We start from the raw sequence: 25,405 nt of genomic DNA, 5'->3' as shown, positions 1-25,405 counted from the left end.
CCAGCTCACGAGCTGGCTATTCCCTTGGACAGCCCGATTCATCATTTTAAAAACTCATAATGGAGAGGGCGCAATTCGATGCCTTATATTATCCGATGTTTTTCTTCACATCATCAGCTACGTCATCCGAAGCCTTTTTGGCATCTCTAGTAATGTTAGCGGAAGCTTGTTTGACATCGTCAGCAACATTTGCCGATGCTTGTTTTACACTTGACATAATCTCTCCAGCACTCGATCCTACCGTTTTGGCAAGATCCGCTGTCTGGTTTGTTACGCTTTTCGCTAGGTCAGTAGTCTTTTCTCCAACTGTGGTGGCAATTTCCTTAGACTTGTCTGTAACGGTGGAGACTTTCTCTGCTAGGTCACTCCGTAGCTCTCGTCCAGGTTTTGGCGCGTATAGAAGGGCTGCCGCTGCACCAAGTAAACCTCCAATGATCAGGCCTTTAGTGAATGTTGAACCACTTTGTACCGGACATTCTGTCTCTGCTTTATTCATTATCAATCACTCCTTATATATGATAATTTCTATGTTTTGTGTGACTTGCTTACTTCTATATAAACGAGTACGGTATGGACTGAAACAGTGACGTGAACACTTATAGAGGTATCTGACTTTTTGAACACACCCTTAATTCAAGAAAATAACCTTACATATATTAGAATCAATAGCCAGAGAAAGGGTAGTGTACTATACTGTATTGATGGAAATAGGGATTAGAGGAGAGTGACGTAAAATGGATACTTTATTGATACAAGAATTCCGCGGCGGACTATTAGAATGTGTTCATCGCGGTCATATAAGTATTGTGAACGAAGAAGGACGAGTGGTTAAATACGCTGGAGATCCGCACTACGTTGCTTTTACACGTTCATCAGCTAAGCCGATTCAAGCTATTCCGGGCATCCGGGCGGGAATTATAGAGTCATTTGGTTTAAAACCAGCAGAAGTGGCTATTATGGCTGCATCTCATCGTGCAGAGGAAGAGCATGTAGAGACCTTAAAGTCTTTGATCGCAAAAATTGGAGTAGAAGAAGATGGATTGGTTTGTGCTCCAAGCTTGCCGCTAGATAGAGTCTCAAGGGAGACATTACTCCGTAATGGGGGAGAACGCCGCCGTCTTTATCACAATTGTGCTGGCAAACATCTGGGTGTATTGGCTTATTGCAAAATGAAGGGATATCCTCTTACAGGCTACGATGATCCTGCTCATCCGGTTCAACAAGAAATTGTGGATACACTCTCCTATTTGAGTCAGCTTCCGACTGACAAAATCGGTCGTGGGATTGATGGCTGCGGATTTCCTGTATTCGCCTTACCTCTGTCCGCTCTTGCAACTGCATATATGAAGCTGGCTTGTCCGGATAAGATTGCAGATCCGGCAACTGCCACAGCAGCAGCAACGATAACTACGGCGATGAACAGCTATCCTCAGCTAGTTGCGGGCCGGGGCAGAGTTGACTCTATCCTCTTGGAAGACTCCAATATTGTTGCTAAAGGAGGGTTCAAAGGTGTGTATGCCTTTGCGCTACGGGAAGAACGTCTGGGGATTTCTTTTAAAGTGTCGGATGGTTCAGAGGAAGAGTGGGGAATGATCGTTCTGGAAATCCTACAGCAGCTTGATTATAAGAATAAGGAAACCATTCAGAAGTTACGTAATGTCTTTACTTCCAAAATAACTAACGATGCGGGTGTAGAAGTGGGTCATGCCACGGCAGCATTTTCCTTGGAGGAATGGGCATAACGGCAGCGCTAGGATGTAATCTGATTAATAAGATGTGGATGCGGGTAAGGAATAATCAATTAATACAAACGCATCTGTAGAAAGCGAGGAGGATTACTGTGATTAAGGTGGTCACATCGGAAGAACGTCATACTTCCAATAAAGGTCCCATTCATAGCGAACTCAGCTTTTCCTTTTCAGATTATGATGATCCAAGTAATGCCCATTTCGGCTGTCTCTTGGCACTAAATGACAATACAGTTGCACCTGGCGAAGGCATTAAAGTACATCCTCATCATGACTTGGAGATTGTTACTTATGTTGTATCGGGAACGCTTCGACATTGGGATGATTTAGGTAATCACACGAATCTAGAAGCTGGTTGTCTACAAGTGATGAGTGCTGGTACAGGGATTTCACATTCTGAGAGCAATCCCGCTAAGCAAACACCAGCTCGCTTCATTCAAATGTGGTTTCTTCCTTCTCAGAGGGATCTGCAGCCATCCTGGGCCAGTCGTTTCTATTCTCTAGATGAGCGCATGGACGATCTTAAGCCACTTGTCTCCGGCAAGGGATTTGAGGGGGGACTAAGAGTGAACCAGGATATTAATTTGTTTGTGCCAGTTCTGAGGTCTGGTGCTGAATTGATAGCGCCGGTGTCTAAGCACCGGCGGAGTCATTTATTCTTATTATCGGGGCATATAGACCTACACTTTGAATCCAGAAAGCTTTCTTTGAATCCTGGGGATGCCGCTAGAATTAAAAATACGGAGGATTTGATTATCCGCAGTACAGGTTCAGATGAAGCAGCCGAAATGATGTTCATCGATTTACCTTAATCGTTACGAATACTCTTGACGTACAACTCAAAAGGTCCTGATGGTGAAGGAAGTCTCCTTTACCATCAGGACCTTTCTGTTCATTTAATTCAACGCGAGCATTACTTATTACGTAATTTGCCAAGCTCCAAAGCGAGAGCTTCCACTTCGGATATGCTGAGCCGTTCTTTGCTCATGACGATATCATAAACATCAAAAATATCGTCATATTGGTCTACATGAAATGCAGATGCTGCCATGGCAGCTCCAGTTGCCATTCTTAATTTCGTTTTGATCGCTTCGATCATATATTCAACGTTTTCCTGAGTTTTCTGCGTTAAATCCATTATAAGTTCCATCCTCTCTTCAATAGACATTACTTTGTATTGTATCATGCCAAGGCAGTGTAAACTATGCTTTGTCGTGATAAGTATGGATAAGGTACAATACAGATGGTATGAAGAGAATGGGATATCGGGGGATGAACGATGGGATTGGAGAGAGGAAGAAATACGTTTTCGCCGCATGTTGTGCAGCAGGGTGTGAAGAAGATCAGCGGTGATGAATTAATCACCTTCTTTCAAGAGATCCTTAAGAAGCATGGCGACGAGCGAGCGATTACTTTCTTGTGCATCGGTACGGATCGCTCAACGGGGGATTCCCTTGGTCCACTGGTAGGCACTCGCTTGGAAGAATGCGGATGGGAAAGCGTGGTTGGGTCATTACGGTACCCTTGTGATGCCGATAATCTGCAGGCCAGAATAAAGACGATTCCCTCGGATAATATAATTGTGGCGATTGATGCTGCCCTGGGTTCTCCTGCTTCGGTAGGACACTACCTCGTGTCGGAGAAGCCGATATTTCCTGCAAAGTCGGTTGGAACAAAGCTTCCTGCCGTCGGCCATTACAGCATCGCGGCCGTAGTAAATGTGAAGAGCTCTAAGCCATATTCTACTCTTCAAATGACATCATTGTATTCGGTAATGCTAATGGCGGATGAAATAACGCAAGCCATCACGAGGGTATTTGGTTGTGATACTTAGGTTATCCATTTAAATAAAGATGAGTGAAATTGATGGTTTCAGTTTACTATTGTTGGTTTAATAATATAGATGAATTATTAAGCGAAGTAGATCTTGATAATCCAATATATAAAAATTTGAATTGATACATATATGGAGAGGAAGGGATAACTGTGGATAATATTGAAGTCAACGGAACAACAATGGCGTACCAAGAGCAAGGGGAGGGCGAAACGGTTGTTTTGCTTCACGGATTCTGTGGTAGTTCCGATTATTGGGAGAGAGTACAGCCGTTACTCGCTAAGCAATATCGGGTCATTTGCCCGGATCTTCGTGGGCATGGTTCCACTGATGCACCAATGGGTGCTTATACAATCGAACAGATGGCTGATGATATCGTTGGATTGCTGGAGAAGTTGGGGGTAGAGAAATATACGCTACTCGGTCACTCCATGGGTGGTTATGTTGCCTTATCTCTAGCACAACGTTATGCGGTCCATTTGAACGGCTTTGGCCTAATCCATTCAACGGGATATCCAGATAGTGAAGAAGCGAAAGAGAAACGGCTTAAGGCGGTTTCAGCTATCGGTGCTGATGGAATAACCAAGTTTGTGGACGGCCTGGTACCGGGATTGTTTGCTCCGGGTAATATCGAGGCGCTGTCGGAAGAAGTAAATCGAGTGAAGGAAATTGGATATAAGACGCCTCCACAAGGGGCATCGGGCGCCGCACTCAGTATGCGTGAGCGAATTGATCGAAGAGATGTCATGTCTTCAACGACACTTCCACTGTTACTTGTAGCAGGTGAGAGCGATCAAGTGATTCCGCTTGAACGGTTGTTTACGACCGAAGGAGACAACGTCATGAAGGCGGTTATCAAGGGAGCGGGGCATATGAGTATGTACGAAGCCCCAGATCAGCTTGTTGCTGTTATCCTCGATTTTTTACGGAAAACTTCGAAACAAGAGAACTAATTACAAGACAGCTTAACTTGGAAAAAATCGGAGGGTCCTACTAGGAAACTCCGGTTTCTTTGCGTTTTAGTACATAAGGAAGTAAAATTTGATTCTAAGCAATACTTTTTATACAACCGCTAAAGATTGAATAAACGGGGTCGTCTGTCTCTCCGTAGGAAAGGGCTGGAATGTTATGTTACGTAGGGATTATCTGGTCCGCATGATTGAAGAAATGACAGAGATGATAGGCAAAGTATTTGGCTTGAAACAAGAGCGTAAGTTCATAGAAGCTCTATGGGAAATCGATGACCTATATAAGGATCAATTTCGTTTGAATTCGAACTTGCTACGTTCACTATCTGCCAGAGATATAACTGAAATGTTCCGCAGTGGCGGTGTAGTGGAAGCTGATAAATTGCAGAGCCTGGCTTATATAATTAAGGAAGAGGCAAATATTTATTACGCTATGGGGAAGCATGATGAAGGGGTAACGCGCTTTATGAAGGCACTTCATCTCTACTTAACTGCGAGTCTAAACGGTGCCGACCGTTCGTTATGGAATTTGGACGAAGAGGTTAAGGAGTTGCTATTACATTTAAAAGGTTATCGTCTACCTACGGATACAGATCGACTTCTGTTTAGGTTCGAAGAGGAAGCGGGACGTTTTGACCAAGCTGAGAACGTACTATTTCGTCTCCTACAAGACGAAGCGATTCCTCCAGAAGAGGGAATTGTATTCTACGATCGGTTATTGGTACTCGAACCTCAAATATTAGAGCAAGGAGGACTGCCTTTGAGTGAAGTCAAAGAGGGCCTGGCGGAACTACAAAGCCGGTTCTTATTAACTGACATTTAATTATGTAATAATTCTAATATTAGTCTATGAAAGCGAGCTGTCTTGTTTATGGAATCACTAAGAAATCTTGTGCATCAATTGGCGGAGCAGGGGACGTTGATCTCTGCCACGCTTAGTCAGCGTCGCAAATCGGAGGATAACAGCTATACTAAAGTGTTGATCAAACCTGTTGAACTGAAGAAAAATCTTCATTATCAATTTGCTTACCACTATACAAACAAAGTAACACATGAGAATATTCCAGCAGTGAATTTTGAAGATCGTCTGATGGAACTATTTCATGGAGTCTTTCGGCAAGGTTTGATATGTACGCCAGAAGCTGACTATCAGGTTCTGATCAGTAAGAAGTATAAGGTATCCATCCTGACGAAATCCCCAACTAAGAAATTAGCTACACTCACACATAACCGCCAGAAGCAGTATATTTTGGAGGAAGGTCGTCCTATTTCTTTCCTTATCGAGCTGGGTATTATGAATGCCGATGGGAAGGTACTGGCTAAGAAGTATGATAAATTCAAACAGATCAACCGTTTTCTTGAAATGGTTCAGGATGTCCTCCCTCACCTTCCTTCAGATCGTCCTTTAACGATTCTTGATTTTGGCTGTGGCAAATCGTATCTGACGTTTGCGTTATATCATTATTTGTCGGTGGAACAGCGCAGAAAACTGAAAATTGTCGGCTTAGATTTGAAGGCTGATGTTATCGAACACTGTCGAACGCTGGCGAAGACACTGCATTATCATGATTTGGAGTTTCTTGTTGGTGACATAGCGGACTATGATGAATTAAGTCAGGTCGATATGGTGGTCACTTTGCACGCCTGTGATACGGCAACGGATGCCGCTCTGGAAAAGGCCGTTCGCTGGAATGCCTCCGTTATTTTATCCGTACCTTGTTGCCAACATGAATTATTTGCTCAGGTGAATAGTCCTGTACTTGAACCACTCTTATCGCATGGAATTCTTAAAGAACGTTTCTCAGCTCTTGCAACGGATGGGATTCGGGCAAAGCTGTTGGATCTGATGGGTTATAAGACGCAACTATTAGAGTTTATTGATATGGAGCATACGCCGAAGAATATTCTGATTCGGGCAGTTAAGGCGCCAGGTGGTGATAAAGCCGCGTTGTGGCAGGAATATACAGCATTTCGCGACTTTTTGAATGCTTCCCCCTATTTGGAACGGGCTTGTCGCGATTTATTACCTGAGTCCCCATAATGACTTTGATTTTAACTGGTTTGAAGCTAGTGACTGAGGTCAACACTTAAGGTGTTGGCCTTTTTTGTATTGTTAATTTTGGAATATGGGGATGGGAGTGAGGACTATGCCAGGAAAAGAACACATGTACATATGGTGGGCAGGTGGTGGGATTGTGGGGACAGGACTGGTTGTTTGTCTTCATAATGGCCTGTTCTATATAGATACGAGATTCTCGTTGTTACTGATTTCCGTATGGCTAGTTATTTCGGCGGTTGTAATCGCCTTTTGTATGACCAGGGAGGTTACTCTACTTCCGTTTCGCAACGGTTCTCTAACCCAAACTAATCTACTAATATGGATCTATCCATTTATTATTGCAGCATTATATAGTGTTCACCTTGTTATTGGTCCACAGTCATTCCAGGCTACAACAGAGGCCTTATTACGCTGGACCTTTTATGGTGTATTTGGGGTTACACTGTACAGAGTTGGAAGAGAAAAAGAAGGTCGCCGTTTGTTAAAAATGGGCTGGTTAGCCATGGGCACACTGCTAGTGACAACTGCGTTAGCGACTATTTATGGTATTTTACCGCTGCCGCACATTATTTTGCGCACAGATAACGATGAAATAGCGGCAACAGGTGCTCGTTTGGGGGGGCTTTTGCAGTACCCGAATACATTCGGAATGGTGATGGCGGTTTGTCTACTGGAGCGATTAATGGCAATTGCCTCGTTATCCGTTACAGATCTTTCTAGAAAGAAACTCCTAATAGCAAGTGGTTCGACGGTTTTGACGCTGCTTATTGCATTGTGTCTTCTGCTCACTGAATCACGCGGGGCTTACGTTGCAGCCGGTGTGGGGTGGATAGCAGGATGGTTTCTACTGCGTGGAGACAAGCGATTAATCTACTTGATCCAATCTGGTATCGTCGTTATAGCTGCCGCGTTTTTGGCATGGCAGCTTACTCATGCCAAACTAGCGCCCCCCTTGTTCTCCGGCTTGGTTTCATTAGTGGTTGTGATGGCTGTTGTTCTAATGTTGTCTAGAATGTCCACGCAAGTATTGAATTTGCGACGAAGGACTTATCGCTATATAATGGCCTACTTCTGTGGGGGCTTTAGTTTGCTTATAGCATTTGTTTTATTAGCCTGTGGGGGACTTCTATTGAGGTTATTCCGTCTTGGTACTCTGAGTGCTCGTACAGTCATGTATAGTGATGCATGGAAACTGTTCAAGAACGCTCCATGGATAGGGGATGGTGGGGATGCTTGGCGAAAATTATTTCATAGCATCCAAAGCAAGCCATACGTTGGCACAGAGGTACATAGCGGATTTTTGGACATCTTGTTGGATCTTGGTATTTTGGGCTTTTTGATTCTAATGCTAGGACTATTCGCTATATTCACAGGTTTGATTAAATCGCGCAGTATATTACTTCCATCATGTATCGTGTTGGTTTTACATAGTGCATTTGATTTTGATATGAGTTATGGGTTGGTATGGATGCTTCTAGCCTGGATGGTAGGCTTAAGCTTTGAGGAATCTGGGGTAGCGAAACCGCTAGACAGAGCATATCGAGGGGCTGGGGCTGATGTAAGACTAGTTCGCTTCATATACGGATTACTAGCCACACTACTTTTAATAACAGGTATAACGGGCTTTAGGCAAGCGGAAAGCTTGAGGTTATACACTCTTGCCAATCTATCTACACAAAGCATAACTACTGTAGAGAGGGTTGATTTACTACAACAGTCATTAACTTTGGATCGCTCAAGAACATCTACCAGGCTTGCCCTGGCGAGCATGTCTACTCCGGCAGCAGCTACAACCATATTAATAAAGGGGATTCATTATGACCCTGGTCACCCCGATCTATGGCTGGCACTGGGAATAGCATGGGCTGTACAAGGGGATATGCGCGCTATACCAGCATTAGAACATGTAGCGAATCTGGATCGTTACGATCGTGAGAAACAAGGCGCGGTGTTAAGAAATCTAGTACTGTTAGCCATGAGGTTAGAAGGAGAGCATCGTTTTAATGAAGCGCAGTCAGCTGTATCAGCAGGTAGAAGATTGTATCTTAGGTATGCCGAACTGGAGAATCATTTGCTCAAAATGAACAACCCTCGTAATGATCGTGATTTCAAATTAACAGAGGAATCCCAAGTTTGGGAAAAGAAACTCATCTCCATAGCTGACCTAATTGCGAACTCTATGGAATGAATGTTATAGGGCGAAGCGGTGATCAGTATCTTGTAATCACACCCTTGTTGAACCTCGCCCTGTATCCATGTTATCTAACCGCCGAAGGCCGCCCTAAATGCTTTTGACAGATTCGCAGCATCTACTTCCCAAAGTGTTGCTAGTTCATCGCAGACCTCACCATCCCACCAATCCGCAAGTAGTTTACGATTGCTGCGATTCTCTACGATCCACATCAGATTGCCGATGACCTTTTTGTAATACAATGCTTCGCCTTCTTCCAAGCGCTCTTCCGGGACGTAAACACCGAGCCGTTTGATTGTTCGGTATAATTCCTTGTTGCAGCCGCGACGGATTTTGCGTGGAGAAGGGAGGTTGTTTTGATGCTTCCCAAGGTTTGTTCCCATAATACCGCCTCCTCTTCTCTCAACATATGCTTAATATTCGCTAAGGGACACCGCTTGCAATGGGCAAAGTAGAATGCATGTCCGTTCCTATGATAGAATAGACTAAATTAAAAGTTAGTTGAGGAGAGAGGTCTAGGGTGCATATTTTATCAAGTATTATAGATCAGTTATTCGAATTAATTCGCGGGCTAGGTTACTTTGGGATTGTATTAGGTCTCGCTGTTGAAGTCATACCAAGTGAGATCGTTTTGGCGTATGGGGGGTTTCTAGTATTTAAAGGTGATTTGAACTTCTATGTAGCCGTATTCTTCGGTACGGTAGGTGCGCTCCTTCAGCAATTAATTCTTTATTATATCGGAAGATGGGGCGGTAGACCCTTCCTCGACAAATTCGGTAAGTACATAAAAATAAAACCTCACCATATGGACATCGCGGAAAATTGGTTTAACAAGTATGGATCAGGTATTGTATTTACGGCCCGGTTTGTTCCAGTAATGCGACAAGTCATCTCCATTCCTGCGGGAATTGCCAAGATGTCAATTTTGCGTTTCTCGACGCTTACCCTTCTAGCCTCGATTCCATGGTCTTTCTTGTTTGTCTACCTAGGATATGTGCTAGGTAATCAGTGGGAAGATATTCATGAGAAAGCTGCGCCCTATGTTACACCGATACTTTTGGTTGCGGTTGCGCTGTTAATTGTATATCTTCTTTACAAGTGGTACAGCACAAAGAAGAAGAAAGGGGATGCTTAAATGGCTGTGAACTGGAGTCATAAGTTTGGAAAGGGCTTGTCTCCTAAGGAATTTATGGAGGGAATGCAGCGTAATAAGGAAGCTTTTCAATTTGGTTATGAGTCCTTTGCCTGGCAAAGTGACGAAGATCGGGAGTTTTTTGAAAGCTTAAATTTTCGGGACGATTTGAGAGTACTCATTCTTGCGGCAGATTGGTGTGGAGATGTCGTACGTAGCGTGCCTGTAGTGTTTCGGGCTCTAGAGGTCGCGGGGATAGAGACTGAAGTACTCATTCTCGAGGATAATCAAGAGGTTATGGATGAATACTTAACGATGGGCGGACGCTCCGTACCGATTGTCATAGTTACTGATACGGGAGGACATGTCCTGGGACATTGGGGACCACGGCCTAAGAAGGTTCAGGAGATTATGATCAGATTTAAGCAGGAGAACCCGGACCGAGAAGCACCGGATTATGAAGAGAAGATGGCAGTGGTACGTAAGCAAATTGGTGACAAATATGAGGAAGGAGCCGGAGTAAATGCAAGCGTTGTTGAAGAACTACGCGCATTAATCTCTGGATTTTGATAACATGCTAAAGATTGAGACATTCTCCCTTGGACCATTACAGACGAATGCATATCTGCTTCGTGGAGAAGATGAGAGTAAAGCGATTATTATTGATCCAGGTACGAATCCAAGTTCGTTAATACGCAAAATTGAAGGACTTGAGATAGAAGCAATTGTACTGACACACGCTCATTTTGACCATATCGGTGGTGTGGATGAAATACGTAAATTGAAGAAATGCCCGGTGTATGTACATGCTCTGGAGAGCGATTGGCTAACAACGCCGAAGTTAAATGGTTCTCTCATGTGGCCTGATGTCACATCACCTGTGATGACTGACCCGGCTGAATATGATTTGGCAGAAGGTCAGCGTTTGAAGCTAATTGGTCATGAATTCACCGTTTATCATACACCTGGGCATTCTCCAGGTAGCGTGAGCTTGTTATGTGGTAATGATCTATTTGGTGGAGATGTTTTGTTTAAGCTAGGAGTTGGACGGACAGACTTGCCAGGTGGGCGAGAGGCTGATCTATATGATTCTATTCGTAACAAGCTATTCCGCCTTGGAGATGAGGTTAAAGTATATCCAGGACATGGACCTAAGACGACGATTGGATATGAACGTGCGAATAACCCTTATGTCAATTAAAAGCGAAATACGTTTAACATGATCTTTTAATGTAGGGAAGATCTAATATAGGAATTGCTTTAAATAGTACAATTATACTAGACAAATAGCTCTACCTTTGCTAGGATGTATATAAATTAAATGTTTGTAACCTTTGCGAAGCACGCAAGCTGTGGAATAGTCCCGGTTTGCGTTCTTTTTTGTCTTTTTTGTGATTACAGGACGCAAATGAACTCAGTTTTGGTAAGTCCAGTAAGTACAGAAAAAGGGGGAATCGATATGAAGAGCGAACTATCTTATATCACAGACATGGGACATGAGCTACACCTTTCAGAGGAGAGTAATCAATACATACAGGAGCCTGCAGATATAAAGGAAGGATTATTAAAGCGGGGGTTAACTGAGGACCGAAAAGTCTTATGGAGTCATCTGATGTTACATTCTGGAGACATAAGACAGCCGTGGTATGATAAACTTCTTCAAATTCGGGAAGATTCATAAAGAGAAAATAGAGGTGCCCATATGGGCATCTTTTTTAAAAGAAAGCGTAACTAAGTGTCTTTTTAAATTTTTTTGAAGTGTATTGAACGATATAGGGATCTCAAACGTAATATAGTCACTTAGTGAAAGTCGAGGGGGATTACGGTGCCTCAGGAAAAAGACTGGATAAAGAAAGCCAAAAAGGGTGATTCTGCGGCGCTTGCCTTATTAATACAAGAACATTATTCTTTTGTGTTTAAATATTTGGTCAAAGTCACAATGGACCCAAGAACTGCAGAGGACTTAACACAAGACACGATGCTTAAATGTATGGAGAATATTGCACGCTATGATGGTTCTTCTGCTTTCTCATCTTGGCTTATTACGATCGCCACACGGTTATTTATTGATAAGAAACGCCGTAGAAAAAGAGAACAGCAATGGTTAGCGAATGAAGGAAATACTCGTTTGATACGATGGCATTTTGAGATGAATCAAGAGGAATGGCCCGAATTGCTTGAGTTGCTTGCTCAATTATCTGAGGAACAGCGAATCGCGATCTTATTGAAGCACTACTATGGGTATTCTTATGATGAAATTGGGGCCATCTTAGCTATTCCAGCCGGAACGGTCAAATCACGCGTTGCTTATGGATTACGTGAATTACGAAAGGAGCTTGATCAGCATGAGTCTTAATGGGAATAAGGATGACCTCCAAAATGATGTTGTTGATCGGCTGTTGGAAGATCTGCGTAAGCTAGACCAGGTTGTTCAGCATAGCAGTTCTCCATCGGTCGAAACTTGGGAAGGCATTGTACAGGAACAGTGGAAGTTAACCAAGCGAAAGAGGATAGGGGAGACAATTCTGTTTTGCATGGTTGCTTTGCTATTGATTAGTGGAGGGTACACATTCATCTTTTCTGCTCCTTGGTTGTTGGCAGTTATTCAAGTCATAGGTTTGGCAGTGGCCGTTGGTATTCTAGTGTTTGATCGTTCCACTCACAGGGAGGAAAGATCATGAATTCTGAAAATCCTCCATTATGGCTGTGGATTGCGGTAGGAATATTACTATTTAGCCAAGGAACATGGATGTTCATTAACGCGAGTAAGCGGGGCAAAAGAGCTTGGTTATGGGGATTATGGGGAATCCTTAACTGCCCTGCCCCACTCATTGTCTATTGGTTGGTCGTTGTTTGGCCAGAAAGAAGAAAGAAAACGAAGATTTAACAATACCTATAGCTGATAGGAATTTAATAATGAAAGAACAGGAGATGGGCTTATGGAAGGAATAAAATGGGGTTTAATTGCACCGATTATAGTGCTGCAGCTAATACTTGCCGTAATAGGTTTGATTTCACTTGCCAAAGCAGAATCCAATTCCATACGAGGACCTAAATGGTTATGGGTCATCATTATTTTGTTCGGAAATATCCTTGGGAGTATCGTCTATTTCACAATTGGAAGGAAAGAGTATTAATGGTGATGCTTGAGGTAAAGAATCTAACTAAAAAATTTGGCTCACGCACTCCAGTTAACGGAATATCATTTCAATTGGAGGCGGGAAGTTGCACCGCACTTCTGGGTCCAAATGGAGCGGGAAAAACAACTACCTTACGGATGTTGGCTGGATTGATCAATCCTACTTCGGGGAGCATTGTTTTTAACGGATCGAGCAATAAGAATATGAATGAAAATGAGCGGGGACTGATTGGATATTTGCCGCAACACCCCGCATTCTATGGCTGGATGACAGGCAAGGAGTTTGTCGTATATGTTGCAGGGCTCAGTGGAATGAATGGAAGAAAAGCCGCTAGTGAAGCAGATATTGCTTTAGAACGCGTAGGTCTAAAAGATGCAGCAAGGCGGCGTATATCTGGTTACTCCGGTGGAATGAAGCAACGGCTAGGTCTTGCACAGGTTATTGTCCATCGTCCGCAGTTGCTGCTTCTGGATGAACCGGTATCTGCACTCGACCCGCTGGGGCGGCGGGAAGTGATGGATTTGCTATCGCAACTCCGCCAACAAACGACAGTCTTATTCTCCACACATGTGCTACATGATGCCGAGGAGGTATGTGATCGGATGATGTTGCTGAAAGATGGAGATATCGTAGAAAATGGTGGATTGGGAGAGCTTGCAGAGAAATATCGACAACCTCTACTGACATTGGAAGTTGAAGCTGGAGCCGAGGAGAAATGTAAGCTGTGGTTACGCTCGTTCCAAGATCGGAAATTTGTATTGGAATCAACTGTTAGAAGGAACACTGCCGTATTAACGGTCAGCGATGTTAAATTGGCGCGGTATACCATTCTACAAGAAGCCGCATCACAGGATATTCCTCTTCTTCGCTTCGAGGCTGGTACAACTTCGTTGGAGGATATGTTCATGAAGGTGGTTAAATCATGAAAATGACTTGGCTCATGTATCGTAAAGAGATGTTGGAAATGGTCCGCAGTTATAAGCTTCTTTGGATTCCTGTTGTATTTCTTCTATTAGGAGTGATGCAACCCATTGTTTATTTTTACTTACCGAATATTTTGGCTGCCTCGGGAGATTTGTCAGCTGAATTGGTACAGAATTTGCCTGTCCCTCTTCCTTCAGAAGTCATGGTGAATACCTTGAGTCAATTTAGCACGATTGGTTTGCTAGTTCTGGTTATTGCGGGGATGAACATCGTTTCTGGAGAACGATATAGCGGAACAGCGGCTTTAGTCTTGGTGCGCTCAGTTCCATCTCAGTATTTCATTATTTCTAAATGGCTAGGGCAACTAACTCTACTAGTGATTTCATTTACGCTTGGATATAGCGGAGCGTGGTACTATACGGTGCAACTAATGGGACCCGTTCATTGGCAGGATGGTTTAGCTGCAGGCGCGCTGTATCTACTATGGTTCGCATTCGCACAGTCTTTAATATTATTGTTCAGCACCCTGCTCCGTGGAAGTGCTGCTGCGGTGATCTCACTCCTCATCATGGCGGCATTATCACTTTCCAATAGCCTTGTTCCATCTTGGTTCTCATGGAGCCCAGCCCGTCTGTTGTCTGATGCTGCCGCGATATTTGCTGGAATAGATTTCTCAGCAGTAGCTGCGTTAATAGTAACAACTCTAGGATGTTTGTTATGTCTTGCCGCTTCGACTGTGCTCCTGCGTGGACAAGGAATTCCAGATCAACCTTAAAGTTGAGTAGTGTAATATTATGAGCGCCTGACCGTCTTTGACGGTCAGTTTTTTTGTTTTTATAAGCTGCGAATCTTCGAACTTGACCAACCTCTCTGTTTTTTAGTAGGATAGTAAAATAACTTATTGAAAACTCTTATATTAAAAGGATCAGGGAGGTAGACGATGCTACGTTTGGGAGAAAAAATTGTTATCGTCGGCGATGCCTTTGAGCAGAATCTTCCTGTTGGGGAATATGGCTACCTTATTGCTTATGATCGTAATCCGGACAATGCTTTTGATTATGTCGTTCGGTCTCCTAAGACAGGTCGCAACTATTTCGTTCCATCAAGCGATATTGAATCTGAGGAGCAGTTGATCGAGCAAGAGGTAGAACGAACGACTCAGGAAGCATTGATAGATTACGCGCTAGCTACGCATAACGAGAAGCTATTCTCGCAAATTATGAATGGCGAGAGCGACGATGCGGATGAAGATGAGGAACCAACAAAGGAAGTTATGTCTCAGGCCGAATTCATCAAGCAGGTGAATTTGCGAGCATGGATATAAAAGGGTCGGCGCTGCCGACCTTTTTTGATATCATAATTCTAACGTAATCCTTATTATGAAAATAACATAAGGACATGATAGAATGGACAAATGAAGTCTCGGTTGGAAAGAATAAAGGAGGGTATCGCTGCTAATGAGTATCCAGAGCAAAGATGTGGAATATGTGGCCAAACTGGCCCGATTGAATTTGAGTGATCAAGAACGTGAGACGTTCACAGAACAATTGAATGCTATTTTACAATATGCGGAGAAATTAAACGAGCTTGATACAGATGGTGTCGAACCGACAACCCATGTACTTCGTCTTAGCAATGTGATGCGTGACGATGTGGTTCATGAGAGCCTAAGCCAAGAGAAAGTATTCCGCAATGCGCCAGAGGAAGAAGACGGACAATTCAAAGTGCCTGCGGTACTCGAATAGGATCGTATAATCAGTTAATAATGCACAATTTGGAAGGAGGATATAGGTGTGACGCTGTTTGATTTGACATTGCAGGAATTACATAACCAATTCCGCAGTAAGGAACTGTCTGTAACCGATGTGGTAGGAGAGGCGTTCGCTAAAATTCGGGAGCGTGATGAGCGTGTTGGAGCTTATCTGACCTTGAATGAGGAGGAGGCTCGGGCACAAGCGGCCCGTCTAGACGACAAATTAGTTCAAGGGGACTCGCTTGGTTTATTATTTGGTCTGCCCGTAGGTATTAAGGATAATATGGTGACTGAAGGCTTACGTACGACGTGTGCCAGTCAATTTTTATCCAATTATAATCCAATTTATGATGCAACCGTTGTATCCAAACTGAAGCTGGCGGAGTCCGTAAATGTAGGTAAGCTAAATATGGACGAGTTCGCCATGGGCGGATCCAATGAAAATTCTAGCTTCCACCCTGTACGTAATCCGTGGGATTTAAGCAGAGTTCCAGGTGGATCTAGCGGTGGTTCGGCTGCTGCTGTAGCTGCAGGTGAAGCCTATTTCACGCTGGGTTCAGACACAGGTGGATCTATCAGACAACCAGCTTCCTATTGCGGAGTTGTTGGACTTAAGCCAACTTATGGTCTGGTATCGCGTTATGGTCTTGTAGCGTTTGCTTCTTCACTAGATCAGATTGGCCCGATTACCAAAAATGTTGAAGATGCTGCCTATGCACTTCAAGCCATTGCTGGATACGATCCTAAGGATTCTACTTCGGCAAATGTTGAGATCCCAAGTTATGTAAGTGCATTGACTGGGGATGTCAAAGGATTACGTATCGCTGTACCTAAGGAATATTTAGATGGTATTGACCCTCAGGTGAAGGCTGCAGTACTGGAAGCTCTCCGTGTACTAGAGAGTCTTGGTGCTGTGTGGGAAGAGGTGTCATTACCGCATACGGAGTATGCTGTAGCCGCATATTATCTTCTCGCTTCTTCGGAGGCATCATCTAACCTATCCAGATTTGATGGGGTACGTTATGGTGTTCGTGTTGATAACGGTGGGAACCTTCTGGATCTGTATCATCAATCGCGTAGCCAAGGCTTTGGCTCGGAAGTGAAGCGTCGTATTATGCTCGGAACCTACTCCCTAAGTTCAGGATATTACGATGCCTATTATTTAAAAGCACAGAAAGTACGGACTTTGATTAAACAAGATTTTGATCAAACGTTCCAGAATTACGATGTAATTATCGGACCTACAGCTCCGACGACAGCTTTCCCATTGGGATCGCAGGTTGATGATCCGCTGACGATGTACCTAAATGATATTTTGACAATCCCAGTAAGCTTGGCAGGTGTTCCTGCACTAAGTGTACCTTGCGGTTTCGCGGAGGGTCTTCCAGTTGGACTACAAATCATCGGCAAAGCTTTTGACGAGAGCACCGTTCTTCGTGTAGCTCATGCCTTCGAAGCTCATACCGATCATCATAAACAGCGTCCATCACTCTAAGCAGGGATTGATTTCAAAATAGTTAGCAGGAGGATTAATATGTCAACATCCAAATATGAAACAGTGATTGGGCTGGAAGTGCACGTGGAATTGCATACGAAGTCAAAAATCTTCTGCGGTTGTTCCACTGAATTTGGTGCTCCCCCAAATAGTCATACATGTCCGGTTTGTCTCGGACATCCCGGTGTATTACCCGTATTGAATGCTCAAGCGGTTGATTATGCTATGAAAGCAGCAATGGCGCTGAATTGTGAGATCGGCGACGTCAGCAAATTTGATCGGAAGAACTACTTCTATCCGGATTCACCAAAGGCCTACCAAATCTCACAATTTGATCAACCGATCGGTTTGAACGGTTATATCGATATTGAAGTAGATGGTCAAACGAAACGAATTGGCATAACCCGTCTTCATTTGGAAGAGGATGCAGGTAAATTGACGCATATCGACGGAGGTTATGCTTCCTTAGTTGACTTCAATCGCGTGGGGACTCCTTTGGTAGAAATCGTCTCTGAACCTGATATTTCTTCCCCTGAGGAAGCGAAAGCATATCTTGAAAAGCTGCGTGCAATTATGCAATATTGCGATGTCTCTGACGTGAAAATGGAAGAAGGGTCGATGCGTTGCGATGCTAATATCAGTCTGCGTCCTTATGGCCAGAAGGAACTTGGCACGCGTGCTGAACTTAAGAATATGAACTCGTTCCGCGGTGTATTGCGTGGGCTTGAATATGAACAGTTCCGTCAGGGCGAGATTTTGGACGAGGGCGGTATAGTTGTGCAGGAGACACGCCGCTGGGATGAGACGCAGGGCAAGACTTTCTCTATGCGTAGCAAAGAAGCGGCTCATGATTATCGCTACTTCCCAGATCCGGATCTAGTGACACTGCATATAGATCAAGCTTGGAAGGATCGGATTAAAGCCTCAATTCCAGAGTTGCCTGATGCACGGAAGGCACGTTATACAACGGAATTAGGACTTCCTAGTTATGATGCGGAAGTGATCACATCATCCAAACCACTAGCTGATCTCTTTGAGAACAGTCTCCAGTATACAAGTGACGCGAAAGCGGTCTCCAACTGGATTATGGGTGATTTGCTGGGATACTTGAATAGTACGGGTCAAGAGTTAGCTGAAGTGAAGCTTTCTGGTCAAGGTCTTGGTGAAATGATTGGTTTGATTGAAAAAGGAACAATCAGCTCCAAGATTGCTAAGACCGTATTCAAAGAAATGCTAACCAGCGGCAAACTACCTGGACAAGTTGTTGAGGAGCAAGGACTTGTCCAAATTAGTGACGAAGGGGCTATTCTTGCCATTGTAAATGAGGTTATCGCTGATAACCCTGCATCGGTTGAGGATTATAAAGCGGGTAAAGATAAAGCGATTGGCTTCCTAGTAGGCCAAGTTATGAAACGTAGTAAAGGGAAAGCTAATCCAGGGCTAGCTAATAAGCTATTGGTCGAAGCTTTAAAAGGATAATTACTACAGAATTAAGAGTAATTTGACTGGTTATAGGGGGTTCAAGGATGATTATTCCGTTATCGCTGCATGATCATGAAGTAGTAGAGCAAGTATGGAGTTTGCAGCACACTGCTTACCGCTTAGAAGCCCTTGCAGTAGGTTTAATGGAATATCCACCCCTACCCGATACCTTCGAATCACTAAGAAACAGTACGGAACAATTTTATGGGTATTACGCAGAAGAAGAGGGGGAGCTATTAGGCGCAATTGCAACAACTTCGTCGATTCCCTCAACTCTTGGCATTACCCGTTTAATGGTACACCCTAATTATTTTCGCCAAGGTATTGGAAGTGCTTTATTGAATTATGTCATTTCGGAGCATTCTGAAATGAAGACCATTGCGGTAACGGCAGGAACTCTTAACGTTCCGGCAGTTTCGCTATATCGACAATATGGGTTCATCCCTTGTGGAGCGATGATGGCAGCCCCGGGGGTGGAATTAACCCGGTTTCAACTTACTAGGTAATGGTTAATTTCTGCAAGAATGCTCCTCTTTATGGGGGGCATTTTTGTTTTAGAAGGGTACAGTTTCCCATTCATTCCAAGTTACGAAACAACAAAATTCAGTTATTATCTAATTAGGGACAAAGCTACGAGAAGAGGGGGTAGAGAGATGTCACCTGATTTAATACCGTCAGAACGCCACACTGAGGGAGTAGCTTCAGTACAAACTAGGGGGTTTAAACCTAGACGACGCAAAAGAAAGTTCATTGCCTGCTTATTATCGGCTCTTTTCCCTGGCTTAGGTCATTTATATTTAAGAATGTTTATGAAAGGTGTAGGCTTTATCTATTTCACGATACTAGATGGCTCTGCGCTTATCTATTTCTCATCAGTTCGGATGGGAATAAACATTCCACTCCTGTTATTGTTAGGTTTACTAATTCCAGTGGCTTATTTTTATAGCATTTATGATGTGCTTCAATCTACGGATGTAATTAATATAAGAATCAAAAGGGAAAATGAGGATGATACTTCTCGAAAAATGATAGCTGCTTCTGATCCTGGTTTGGAGAGGACGGTATCTTCTGCCACCCTTCTTATCGGTGGTGGACTTATTGCATTTCTGTTTAGACAGAAGCCGGTATGGTTTCAAAGTTTCATTCAAGCGGGGGCAGGATACTTTGTAGCCGTCCTGCTTATGCTTACTGGATTGTTTCTAATTTTCCGTGAAGGGCGTCGTCGGTTCTTCCGTACAGGGCGATTCACTGCTTCTACTTTACTTATTACTGTGGGTGTCATCCTGATAAACGATATTATTACGGGCAGAGACAATATGCTTCTTCTACTTGATTGGTGGCCTTTGATTCTTGTGCTCATTGGCGTTGAGCATGTTCTAGTGCTTTTATGGAACCGGAGAAATACACCTCGCCCAGGACGGAGGATGCGTGTAGATGTTAGGGGGCTTTTCCTGTCAATATTTATGGCATTCTCTGTATTTGCTGTAACCCAGCAGGATCATTATATGCATTTGTGGAAACGTGTTAGCTTGGATTTTGCCTCTGCCGGAGCTGATTATAGTGCCGAAGAGGGTTATTTTATGAACAAAGTTCCACTCGAAGTCCCCATCGATTTGGATACGAAAAAAGTAGTTATTGATGGAATTAATGGTAATATTGATGTGAAACGAGCGGAAATTGAAGGTGTGATTATCAAGGCCGCTGTATGGGTAGATCAGATTCCAGATCAAGATGCAAAGACAATTGCGGAAGAGACATTCGTTGATGTGTCGGAAGGGCAGACACTGAATCTTACGGTAAAAGATAAAGTATATGGAACCTCTGGTAAGCGACATCCGCGAACGAATCTGACGATTATTTTACCTGAGAATCGATTCTTGGATCTGGATATCAGTACCTCCAGCGGTGGGATTTCTTTGACAGGGACTCAGGCCATGAGTCAATTTAAACTACAGACTGGTAATGGGAACTTAAAATTATGGGATGTAGTTGGTGACGTTTCGGCAAAAACGTTAAATGGTGATGTAGATTTGTACCGAGTTTTCGGGAATGCTACAGTTGATACTCAAGGTGGAAATATGAAGGGTAGAGGGATTAGTGGTAATGTCGAGTTATCAACGCTTGTAGGCAGCATTTCTCTCGTGGGTTCGCAAGCGGATATTAATGTAAGTACCAAAAATGGTAATATTCAAGTAGATGGTGCCTTAAATGCATTACGAGCTGAGTCGCTGAATGGCAAAATATCCATCTCTTCAAGGTTTGTTGGCGGAGATTGGGGCGTGTACAGTGCAGTTGGAGAAATGTACTTGAAAATCCCTGAATATGCAGACTACACATTAGATGGCTCAAGTGGTTATGGCAATATTGCCACGGATCTACCCTTTCTCGTTGAGAATAAGGAGATTAAGGGAATCATGGGGACTGGAGAGCATCTTATTAAAGTTGAAGGCAACAGTAATTTAGTTGTGAACAAAATTGGAATAGAGGTTCCTCTGGAGGAGACTCCGGGTTCATAGTTTGCACTGCGTTGACAAACGAAATAGCATAAACGTACAATAAAGTTGTAGATTGCTTTTTTTTGTAATTCATATAAGGCGGTGGACATAATGACTACGCGCGTACAACATGCATTGGACCAACTGAAAATTAACGGTGTCCGCATTACGCCGCAACGTCACGCCATATTAACTTTTTTGATGGAGTCGATGGGACATCCTACGGCGGATGAGATATATCGGTCCTTGGAGCCTCGTTTTCCTAACATGAGTGTGGCTACGGTTTATAATAATCTTAAGATGTTTATCGAAGCAGGTATGGTTCGTGAACTAACCTACGGCGATAATTCAAGTCGATTTGATGCTGATGTAACGAATCATTATCATGTCATTTGTGAAAAGTGTGGAAAAATTAAAGATTTTACTTACCCCTCTTTGGAGGAAGTAGAGCGTAAGGCTGAAGAGATGACTGGATTTCACGTGCGTGGACACCGTATGGAACTATACGGGCTATGCAGCGATTGTCAGGATCATTAATTTATTAACCTACGTGTTTGGGATGACGTGTGGGATTCTTTCGGGAATTCTTCACGTTTTTATTTTATATATACTTTTCTGGAGGTATCCAATTGAATCATAGTAGTAGAAGTAGTAGTTATAGACGGAGAGGTAGACGTAGAGGGAATAAAATCAAATGGTTATTTGGACTCATTATAATTATTATAGGTGCATATTGGATTGCGTCAGTTACTTTGCCCAATCGTGAACACGTGAATCCGGATTGGAAGGTTACCCACGAACGGCCCATATTTGCTGAGGGTGAACTTATGGCCTGGCAGGCTATGGGAAGCGGGGATGCTCTTAAGTTGCCGCTTCCGGTTATTCAATCCGTGATTGACCCAAATATTAGGTATGAAGAAGATACTAAATCTGTTATTCTCACGACGTCACGTAAACTAGTATTTTTAAAAACGGACGAGAAGGTTGGTAAAATAAACAATAAGCCAATCCAACTAGCCTTTGCTCCAGAAGAGAAGGAAGGCGTTCTTTATTTACCTGCGCATCTGTTAAAAGAGATTTATGGTGCGGAGATTTATGAGGATGTAGAATCTGGTACCGTACTTCTGATGAAAGCTGGAGAAACTGTTCAAAAGGCTCAGGTCCTGAATGCTTCGGGTAAAAAGGATTACACGGTTCCTTTGAGGCAAGAGGCTAGTATCCATACTCCAATTTTGGCAGATATGCCTGATGGAACAAATTTACGAATCCTAGACACCGTAGATGATTGGTATTATGCCCAACTGGATAATGGGTATTCCGGCTTTGTTAAGAAGAAAGATGTCAGCCGAGGTGAAGAAATAACGATCCCGAAGCTGGAGCAGGAGACTTCGCCTGCAAAGGAAAAATGGCAGTCTAAAACGGTTAATTTAACATGGGAAGCGGTTTATCAAGTAGCGCCAAAACCATCTACATTTGGTGAGATGCCTGGGATAAACGTTGTCAGTCCAACTTGGTTCTCCCTGATGGATGGCAGTGGTAATGTTCGAAGCAAGGCGGATAGTGCTTATGTTAAATGGGCCCACGGCAAAGGTATACAGGTCTGGGGATTGTTCAGTAATAGCTTTGAACCTGATCTGACAACAGAGGCTTTGTCGAACTTTGAGAACCGTATGAACACTATTTTGCAAATGCTACATTACGCGAAAATCTTTGATCTGGACGGGATTAACATCGATTATGAGAACGTGTATACGAAAGATGGGGACAACCTGACGCAGTTTATGAGAGAGCTGTGGCCACTTGCACAGGAACAGGGATTAGTCGTATCGATCGATGTTACGCCCAAATCGAATAGTGAGATGTGGTCGGCTTTCCTGGATCGCAGAGCACTTAGCGAGGTAGTCGATTATTTAATACTGATGGCTTATGATGAACATTGGGCTGCTAGTCAAGTAGCTGGTTCAGTCGCTTCTTTACCTTGGGCGGGTTCAGCGGCAACTCGTATTTTGGAAGAAGATAACGTCTCGCCGGATAAGTTAATCTTGGCCATTCCTTTATATACTAGAGTTTGGACAGAAATCCAGAAAGACGGTAAGACTGTGGTTAGTTCCAAAGCTATTGGTATGAAAAAAGCTCAGGACATCATCAAGGATAAAAAGTTGAAACCTAAATTTTTGGAGGATACTGGGCAAAACTATGTGGAATACAGCGAAGATGGAGCGCTTTACCGAATCTGGCTTGAAGATAAAGAATCGCTTGCCCGTCGGGTAGAGCTAGCTAAATCGCTTCAACTTGCTGGGATTGCGACTTGGACTAGAAGTTTTGCTTCTGAAGATGCGTGGGAAGTACTTAATGGAATAATGGAATAATAAGCAAATTCAACGAAATATATACTTTTATAAATACGCAAAAAGAAGAAGGGGACATTAACATTGTCTACCTTCTTCTTTTTGTGTCAATTCATATTATGCTATTACTTTGCCGTGAGATTAGTGGATTGATTTGCTTCCAACTCATCAGCCGTGATGGTAGCTTGTAAGGGATCAAGTGTTAAAATTGTTTTGCAAAACATACAACGATCCGTTTTCCCAAGCATTTTTGTTAGTTTGTGACATTCAGGGCATTCTAATTGAACCGCGGATGTAGATAACATTCCAGCCCAGAAATAAACGGCTAAACTTCCAAGCATTGCGACTAGACCGATAACCAAACCGATAGCGGCAACGATCTTGCCTGATTGACCCCAGAATACGATGCCGGCAGTACCGAGTACCATCAGCCCCATCCCGAACATAGTCAATAGCAAACCCCATAGCCGAAACGAGTTTATTTTACTTGATTTAAAGAACATTTAGCCGACCTCAATTCTATTTTGAATTTATTTTTTCAAAAAATGCAAGGAGGAAACTATTGGAAAGTGTAGAACTATATTATAACGAATTGGCGAGGATACGCCAAGGTAGGAGGATATCGTGGATCCAAGGATTTTTTCTTTAGTTAATGAGAAGAAGGCCCCGCGTCAAGCGATTGGCGCGATCGGATATCGCCATGAAGGTGGTAACTTTCATGGCTCTTTGCTGCATGATTTTGAGCTTTTAATATTGGTTGTTTGTAAGGATATGACCGAGGGTAACATGACGATTGAGCATTGCATGAACGAGGATATGCATTATCAATTACTCTATATCAGCAGGGATGATCTGCAACGTTGGGTAGTTGCTGGTGATAATCGGGAAATTGTACAGTGTTTCATCCATGGTGAGGTGATCTGGGATGCTGAAGGGGAGTTAGCTTCTTTACATACGAAGATTACTGAATTCGGGGAAGATATGAGGGAGCAACGTAAATTCAAGGAGTTCACTAAATTTCTGCAAATGTATCTAGAGGCGAAGCGATTCGCTAAAGAAAAAGATTTGATGGATGCCTATTACAGTGTTATCCAAGCTTTGAAGCATTATGCCCGCATCGAACTGATCGAACAAGGGATTTTGCCCGAGAGTAGTGTATGGGAACAAATGCGTCCATTGAATTCGGTAGTATATAAATTATTTGATGAATTAACAGATGGGAAAGAGACTCTTGAACAGCGTATTGAACTTGTTTTACTAGCTAGTGAATTTTTTGTGATATCCAAAATGTCAGAGTGTTGCGCACCGCTGCTACGAATTTTGGCGAGTCGAAAAGAAACATGGAGCATTCAGGAGTTGGTGCAACTGCCACAGTTGTATCACGTGAGAGAAGAGCTCCCTATGGTACTACGCAAATTAGTATACCGTTCATTAGTAAAAGAGAGCGCAAAAGGTCCAACAGATGGATTAGGCGAAGGGCGTGAAATTCGTTATTGGACATGAAGTCTCAGGCTCTAAACATCCAGTAATTGTATATTGCAAAAATGGTTGACGTCTAAGAGGAATCTGTGGTAAATTATATCTCGCCCCTAAAAAAGAAAAACTTGTTGAATCGTGGTTGTCGGTTTAACGGCTGAAAAAAAACGAAAAAAACTTGTTGACTTAAACCGGGTGAATGTGGTACATTATAAAAGTCGCCGCTGAAAAACAGCGAAGACAAAAAATGAATGGTTTGATCTTTGAAAACTGAACAACGAGTGAGTGAAATTCACGAAAGTGAAATTCAAAAAAATAGAGAATTATATTCTCGTCAGTTTCAAAATGAGCACAATCATC

Annotated in this window: 30 protein-coding genes; 26 read left to right on the top strand and 4 right to left on the bottom strand. The window is 43.2% G+C overall.

Going from position 1 to position 25,405, the window contains the following annotated elements; translation table 11 throughout:
* Positions 1-88: 88 nt before the first annotated feature.
* On the bottom strand, positions 89-496 hold the full coding sequence (locus IEW05_RS23810; protein ID WP_188542377.1) for a YtxH domain-containing protein: 408 nt from the start codon (positions 494-496) through the stop codon (positions 89-91).
* 238 nt (positions 497-734) lie between these two features.
* Between IEW05_RS23810 and IEW05_RS23805 the strand changes: the two genes are divergently transcribed.
* Positions 735-1,742 carry an asparaginase gene (locus IEW05_RS23805; RefSeq protein ID WP_188542376.1) on the top strand — a complete coding sequence of 336 codons (1,008 nt, stop codon included), beginning with the start codon at positions 735-737 and terminating at the stop codon, positions 1,740-1,742.
* A gap of 98 nt (positions 1,743-1,840) precedes the next feature.
* Positions 1,841-2,560: a pirin family protein gene (locus tag IEW05_RS23800; RefSeq protein ID WP_188542375.1), complete on the top strand. Its 720-nt coding sequence runs from the start codon at positions 1,841-1,843 to the stop codon at positions 2,558-2,560.
* 101 nt (positions 2,561-2,661) lie between these two features.
* On the opposite strand, the gene IEW05_RS23795 is transcribed toward IEW05_RS23800, so the two are convergent.
* Positions 2,662-2,886 carry a DUF1128 domain-containing protein gene (locus IEW05_RS23795; RefSeq protein WP_188542374.1) on the bottom strand — a complete coding sequence of 75 codons (225 nt, stop codon included), beginning with the start codon at positions 2,884-2,886 and terminating at the stop codon, positions 2,662-2,664.
* Positions 2,887-3,027: 141 nt separating this feature from the next.
* Between IEW05_RS23795 and yyaC the strand changes: the two genes are divergently transcribed.
* The 5 genes from yyaC to IEW05_RS23770 all read left to right on the top strand — a co-directional run bounded on the left by yyaC (position 3,028) and on the right by IEW05_RS23770 (position 8,797).
* Entirely contained in the window at positions 3,028-3,582 is a 555-nt protein-coding gene (yyaC, locus tag IEW05_RS23790; protein ID WP_188542373.1) for a spore protease YyaC, read from the top strand.
* A gap of 152 nt (positions 3,583-3,734) precedes the next feature.
* The gene (locus IEW05_RS23785; RefSeq protein ID WP_188542372.1) at positions 3,735-4,535 is read left to right on the top strand and encodes an alpha/beta fold hydrolase; all 801 of its coding nucleotides are present in this window, start codon (positions 3,735-3,737) and stop codon (positions 4,533-4,535) included.
* A 175-nt stretch (positions 4,536-4,710) separates the two neighbouring features.
* Positions 4,711-5,373, top strand: a complete 663-nt coding sequence (locus IEW05_RS23780; RefSeq protein WP_188542371.1) for a DUF6483 family protein — start codon at positions 4,711-4,713, stop codon at positions 5,371-5,373.
* 48 nt (positions 5,374-5,421) lie between these two features.
* Positions 5,422-6,591, top strand: coding sequence for a class I SAM-dependent methyltransferase (locus IEW05_RS23775; RefSeq protein ID WP_188542370.1), 1,170 nt, complete (start codon positions 5,422-5,424; stop codon positions 6,589-6,591).
* Positions 6,592-6,697: 106 nt separating this feature from the next.
* On the top strand, positions 6,698-8,797 hold the full coding sequence (locus IEW05_RS23770; protein ID WP_188542369.1) for an O-antigen ligase family protein: 2,100 nt from the start codon (positions 6,698-6,700) through the stop codon (positions 8,795-8,797).
* A gap of 74 nt (positions 8,798-8,871) precedes the next feature.
* Here the strand turns inward: IEW05_RS23770 and IEW05_RS23765 are convergent, their stop codons facing one another.
* Positions 8,872-9,183: a dehydrogenase gene (locus IEW05_RS23765; RefSeq protein WP_188542368.1), complete on the bottom strand. Its 312-nt coding sequence runs from the start codon at positions 9,181-9,183 to the stop codon at positions 8,872-8,874.
* 137 nt (positions 9,184-9,320) lie between these two features.
* Here IEW05_RS23765 and uptA point away from each other — a divergent pair, with 137 nt between their 5' ends.
* From uptA to IEW05_RS23675, 18 genes are all read left to right on the top strand, one after another.
* Positions 9,321-9,935 carry an undecaprenyl phosphate transporter UptA gene (gene uptA, locus IEW05_RS23760; protein WP_188542367.1) on the top strand — a complete coding sequence of 205 codons (615 nt, stop codon included), beginning with the start codon at positions 9,321-9,323 and terminating at the stop codon, positions 9,933-9,935.
* Positions 9,936-10,502 carry a thioredoxin family protein gene (locus IEW05_RS23755; protein WP_188542366.1) on the top strand — a complete coding sequence of 189 codons (567 nt, stop codon included), beginning with the start codon at positions 9,936-9,938 and terminating at the stop codon, positions 10,500-10,502.
* A gap of 4 nt (positions 10,503-10,506) precedes the next feature.
* A complete protein-coding gene (locus IEW05_RS23750; protein ID WP_188542365.1) occupies positions 10,507-11,133 on the top strand; it encodes an MBL fold metallo-hydrolase in 627 nt (208 codons plus the stop codon).
* Positions 11,134-11,391: 258 nt separating this feature from the next.
* Positions 11,392-11,613, top strand: a complete 222-nt coding sequence (locus tag IEW05_RS23745) for a hypothetical protein (protein ID WP_188542364.1) — start codon at positions 11,392-11,394, stop codon at positions 11,611-11,613.
* A gap of 144 nt (positions 11,614-11,757) precedes the next feature.
* Positions 11,758-12,288 (top strand): RNA polymerase sigma factor SigY, encoded by a 531-nt coding sequence (gene sigY, locus IEW05_RS23740; protein WP_188542363.1) that lies wholly within the window; start codon positions 11,758-11,760, stop codon positions 12,286-12,288.
* On the top strand, positions 12,278-12,613 hold the full coding sequence (locus tag IEW05_RS23735) for a YxlC family protein (protein ID WP_188542362.1): 336 nt from the start codon (positions 12,278-12,280) through the stop codon (positions 12,611-12,613). Before sigY ends, IEW05_RS23735 begins: the two co-directional genes overlap by 11 nt.
* Positions 12,610-12,819 carry a hypothetical protein gene (locus tag IEW05_RS23730; RefSeq protein ID WP_188542361.1) on the top strand — a complete coding sequence of 70 codons (210 nt, stop codon included), beginning with the start codon at positions 12,610-12,612 and terminating at the stop codon, positions 12,817-12,819. The genes IEW05_RS23735 and IEW05_RS23730 overlap by 4 nt, the downstream gene beginning before the upstream one ends.
* Positions 12,820-12,871: 52 nt before the next feature.
* Positions 12,872-13,069: a PLDc N-terminal domain-containing protein gene (locus IEW05_RS23725; protein ID WP_188542360.1), complete on the top strand. Its 198-nt coding sequence runs from the start codon at positions 12,872-12,874 to the stop codon at positions 13,067-13,069.
* Complete coding sequence (locus tag IEW05_RS23720; protein ID WP_188542359.1) at positions 13,069-13,998, top strand: ABC transporter ATP-binding protein; 930 nt, start codon at positions 13,069-13,071, stop codon at positions 13,996-13,998. The genes IEW05_RS23725 and IEW05_RS23720 overlap by 1 nt, the downstream gene beginning before the upstream one ends.
* Entirely contained in the window at positions 13,995-14,771 is a 777-nt protein-coding gene (locus IEW05_RS23715; protein WP_188542358.1) for an ABC transporter permease, read from the top strand. The genes IEW05_RS23720 and IEW05_RS23715 overlap by 4 nt, the downstream gene beginning before the upstream one ends.
* A gap of 165 nt (positions 14,772-14,936) precedes the next feature.
* Complete coding sequence (locus IEW05_RS23710; RefSeq protein ID WP_188542357.1) at positions 14,937-15,320, top strand: ATPase; 384 nt, start codon at positions 14,937-14,939, stop codon at positions 15,318-15,320.
* Positions 15,321-15,453: 133 nt separating this feature from the next.
* Positions 15,454-15,741 carry an Asp-tRNA(Asn)/Glu-tRNA(Gln) amidotransferase subunit GatC gene (gatC, locus tag IEW05_RS23705; protein ID WP_188542356.1) on the top strand — a complete coding sequence of 96 codons (288 nt, stop codon included), beginning with the start codon at positions 15,454-15,456 and terminating at the stop codon, positions 15,739-15,741.
* A 48-nt stretch (positions 15,742-15,789) separates the two neighbouring features.
* Positions 15,790-17,244, top strand: coding sequence for an Asp-tRNA(Asn)/Glu-tRNA(Gln) amidotransferase subunit GatA (gene gatA, locus IEW05_RS23700; protein ID WP_188542355.1), 1,455 nt, complete (start codon positions 15,790-15,792; stop codon positions 17,242-17,244).
* Positions 17,245-17,283: 39 nt separating this feature from the next.
* Positions 17,284-18,723 (top strand): Asp-tRNA(Asn)/Glu-tRNA(Gln) amidotransferase subunit GatB, encoded by a 1,440-nt coding sequence (gene gatB / locus IEW05_RS23695; protein ID WP_188542354.1) that lies wholly within the window; start codon positions 17,284-17,286, stop codon positions 18,721-18,723.
* A 47-nt stretch (positions 18,724-18,770) separates the two neighbouring features.
* Positions 18,771-19,232: a GNAT family N-acetyltransferase gene (locus tag IEW05_RS23690; RefSeq protein ID WP_188542353.1), complete on the top strand. Its 462-nt coding sequence runs from the start codon at positions 18,771-18,773 to the stop codon at positions 19,230-19,232.
* 147 nt (positions 19,233-19,379) lie between these two features.
* Positions 19,380-21,242, top strand: coding sequence for a DUF4097 family beta strand repeat-containing protein (locus IEW05_RS23685; protein ID WP_188542352.1), 1,863 nt, complete (start codon positions 19,380-19,382; stop codon positions 21,240-21,242).
* 90 nt (positions 21,243-21,332) lie between these two features.
* On the top strand, positions 21,333-21,758 hold the full coding sequence (locus IEW05_RS23680) for a Fur family transcriptional regulator (protein ID WP_188542351.1): 426 nt from the start codon (positions 21,333-21,335) through the stop codon (positions 21,756-21,758).
* Positions 21,759-21,844: 86 nt separating this feature from the next.
* Positions 21,845-23,590 (top strand): glycosyl hydrolase family 18 protein, encoded by a 1,746-nt coding sequence (locus tag IEW05_RS23675; RefSeq protein WP_373285860.1) that lies wholly within the window; start codon positions 21,845-21,847, stop codon positions 23,588-23,590.
* A gap of 104 nt (positions 23,591-23,694) precedes the next feature.
* On the opposite strand, the gene IEW05_RS23670 is transcribed toward IEW05_RS23675, so the two are convergent.
* Complete coding sequence (locus tag IEW05_RS23670) at positions 23,695-24,072, bottom strand: YgzB family protein (protein ID WP_188542349.1); 378 nt, start codon at positions 24,070-24,072, stop codon at positions 23,695-23,697.
* A 121-nt stretch (positions 24,073-24,193) separates the two neighbouring features.
* Between IEW05_RS23670 and IEW05_RS23665 the strand changes: the two genes are divergently transcribed.
* Complete coding sequence (locus IEW05_RS23665) at positions 24,194-25,072, top strand: nucleotidyltransferase-like protein (RefSeq protein WP_188542348.1); 879 nt, start codon at positions 24,194-24,196, stop codon at positions 25,070-25,072.
* Positions 25,073-25,405 lie beyond the last annotated feature (333 nt).

The sequence above is a fragment of the Paenibacillus segetis genome (assembly GCF_014639155.1).
Taxonomy (GTDB): Bacteria; Bacillota; Bacilli; order Paenibacillales; family Paenibacillaceae; genus Fontibacillus; species Fontibacillus segetis.
The sequence above is the reverse complement of the archived record's forward strand: the minus strand, read 5'-3'. Positions and strand labels throughout refer to the sequence as shown.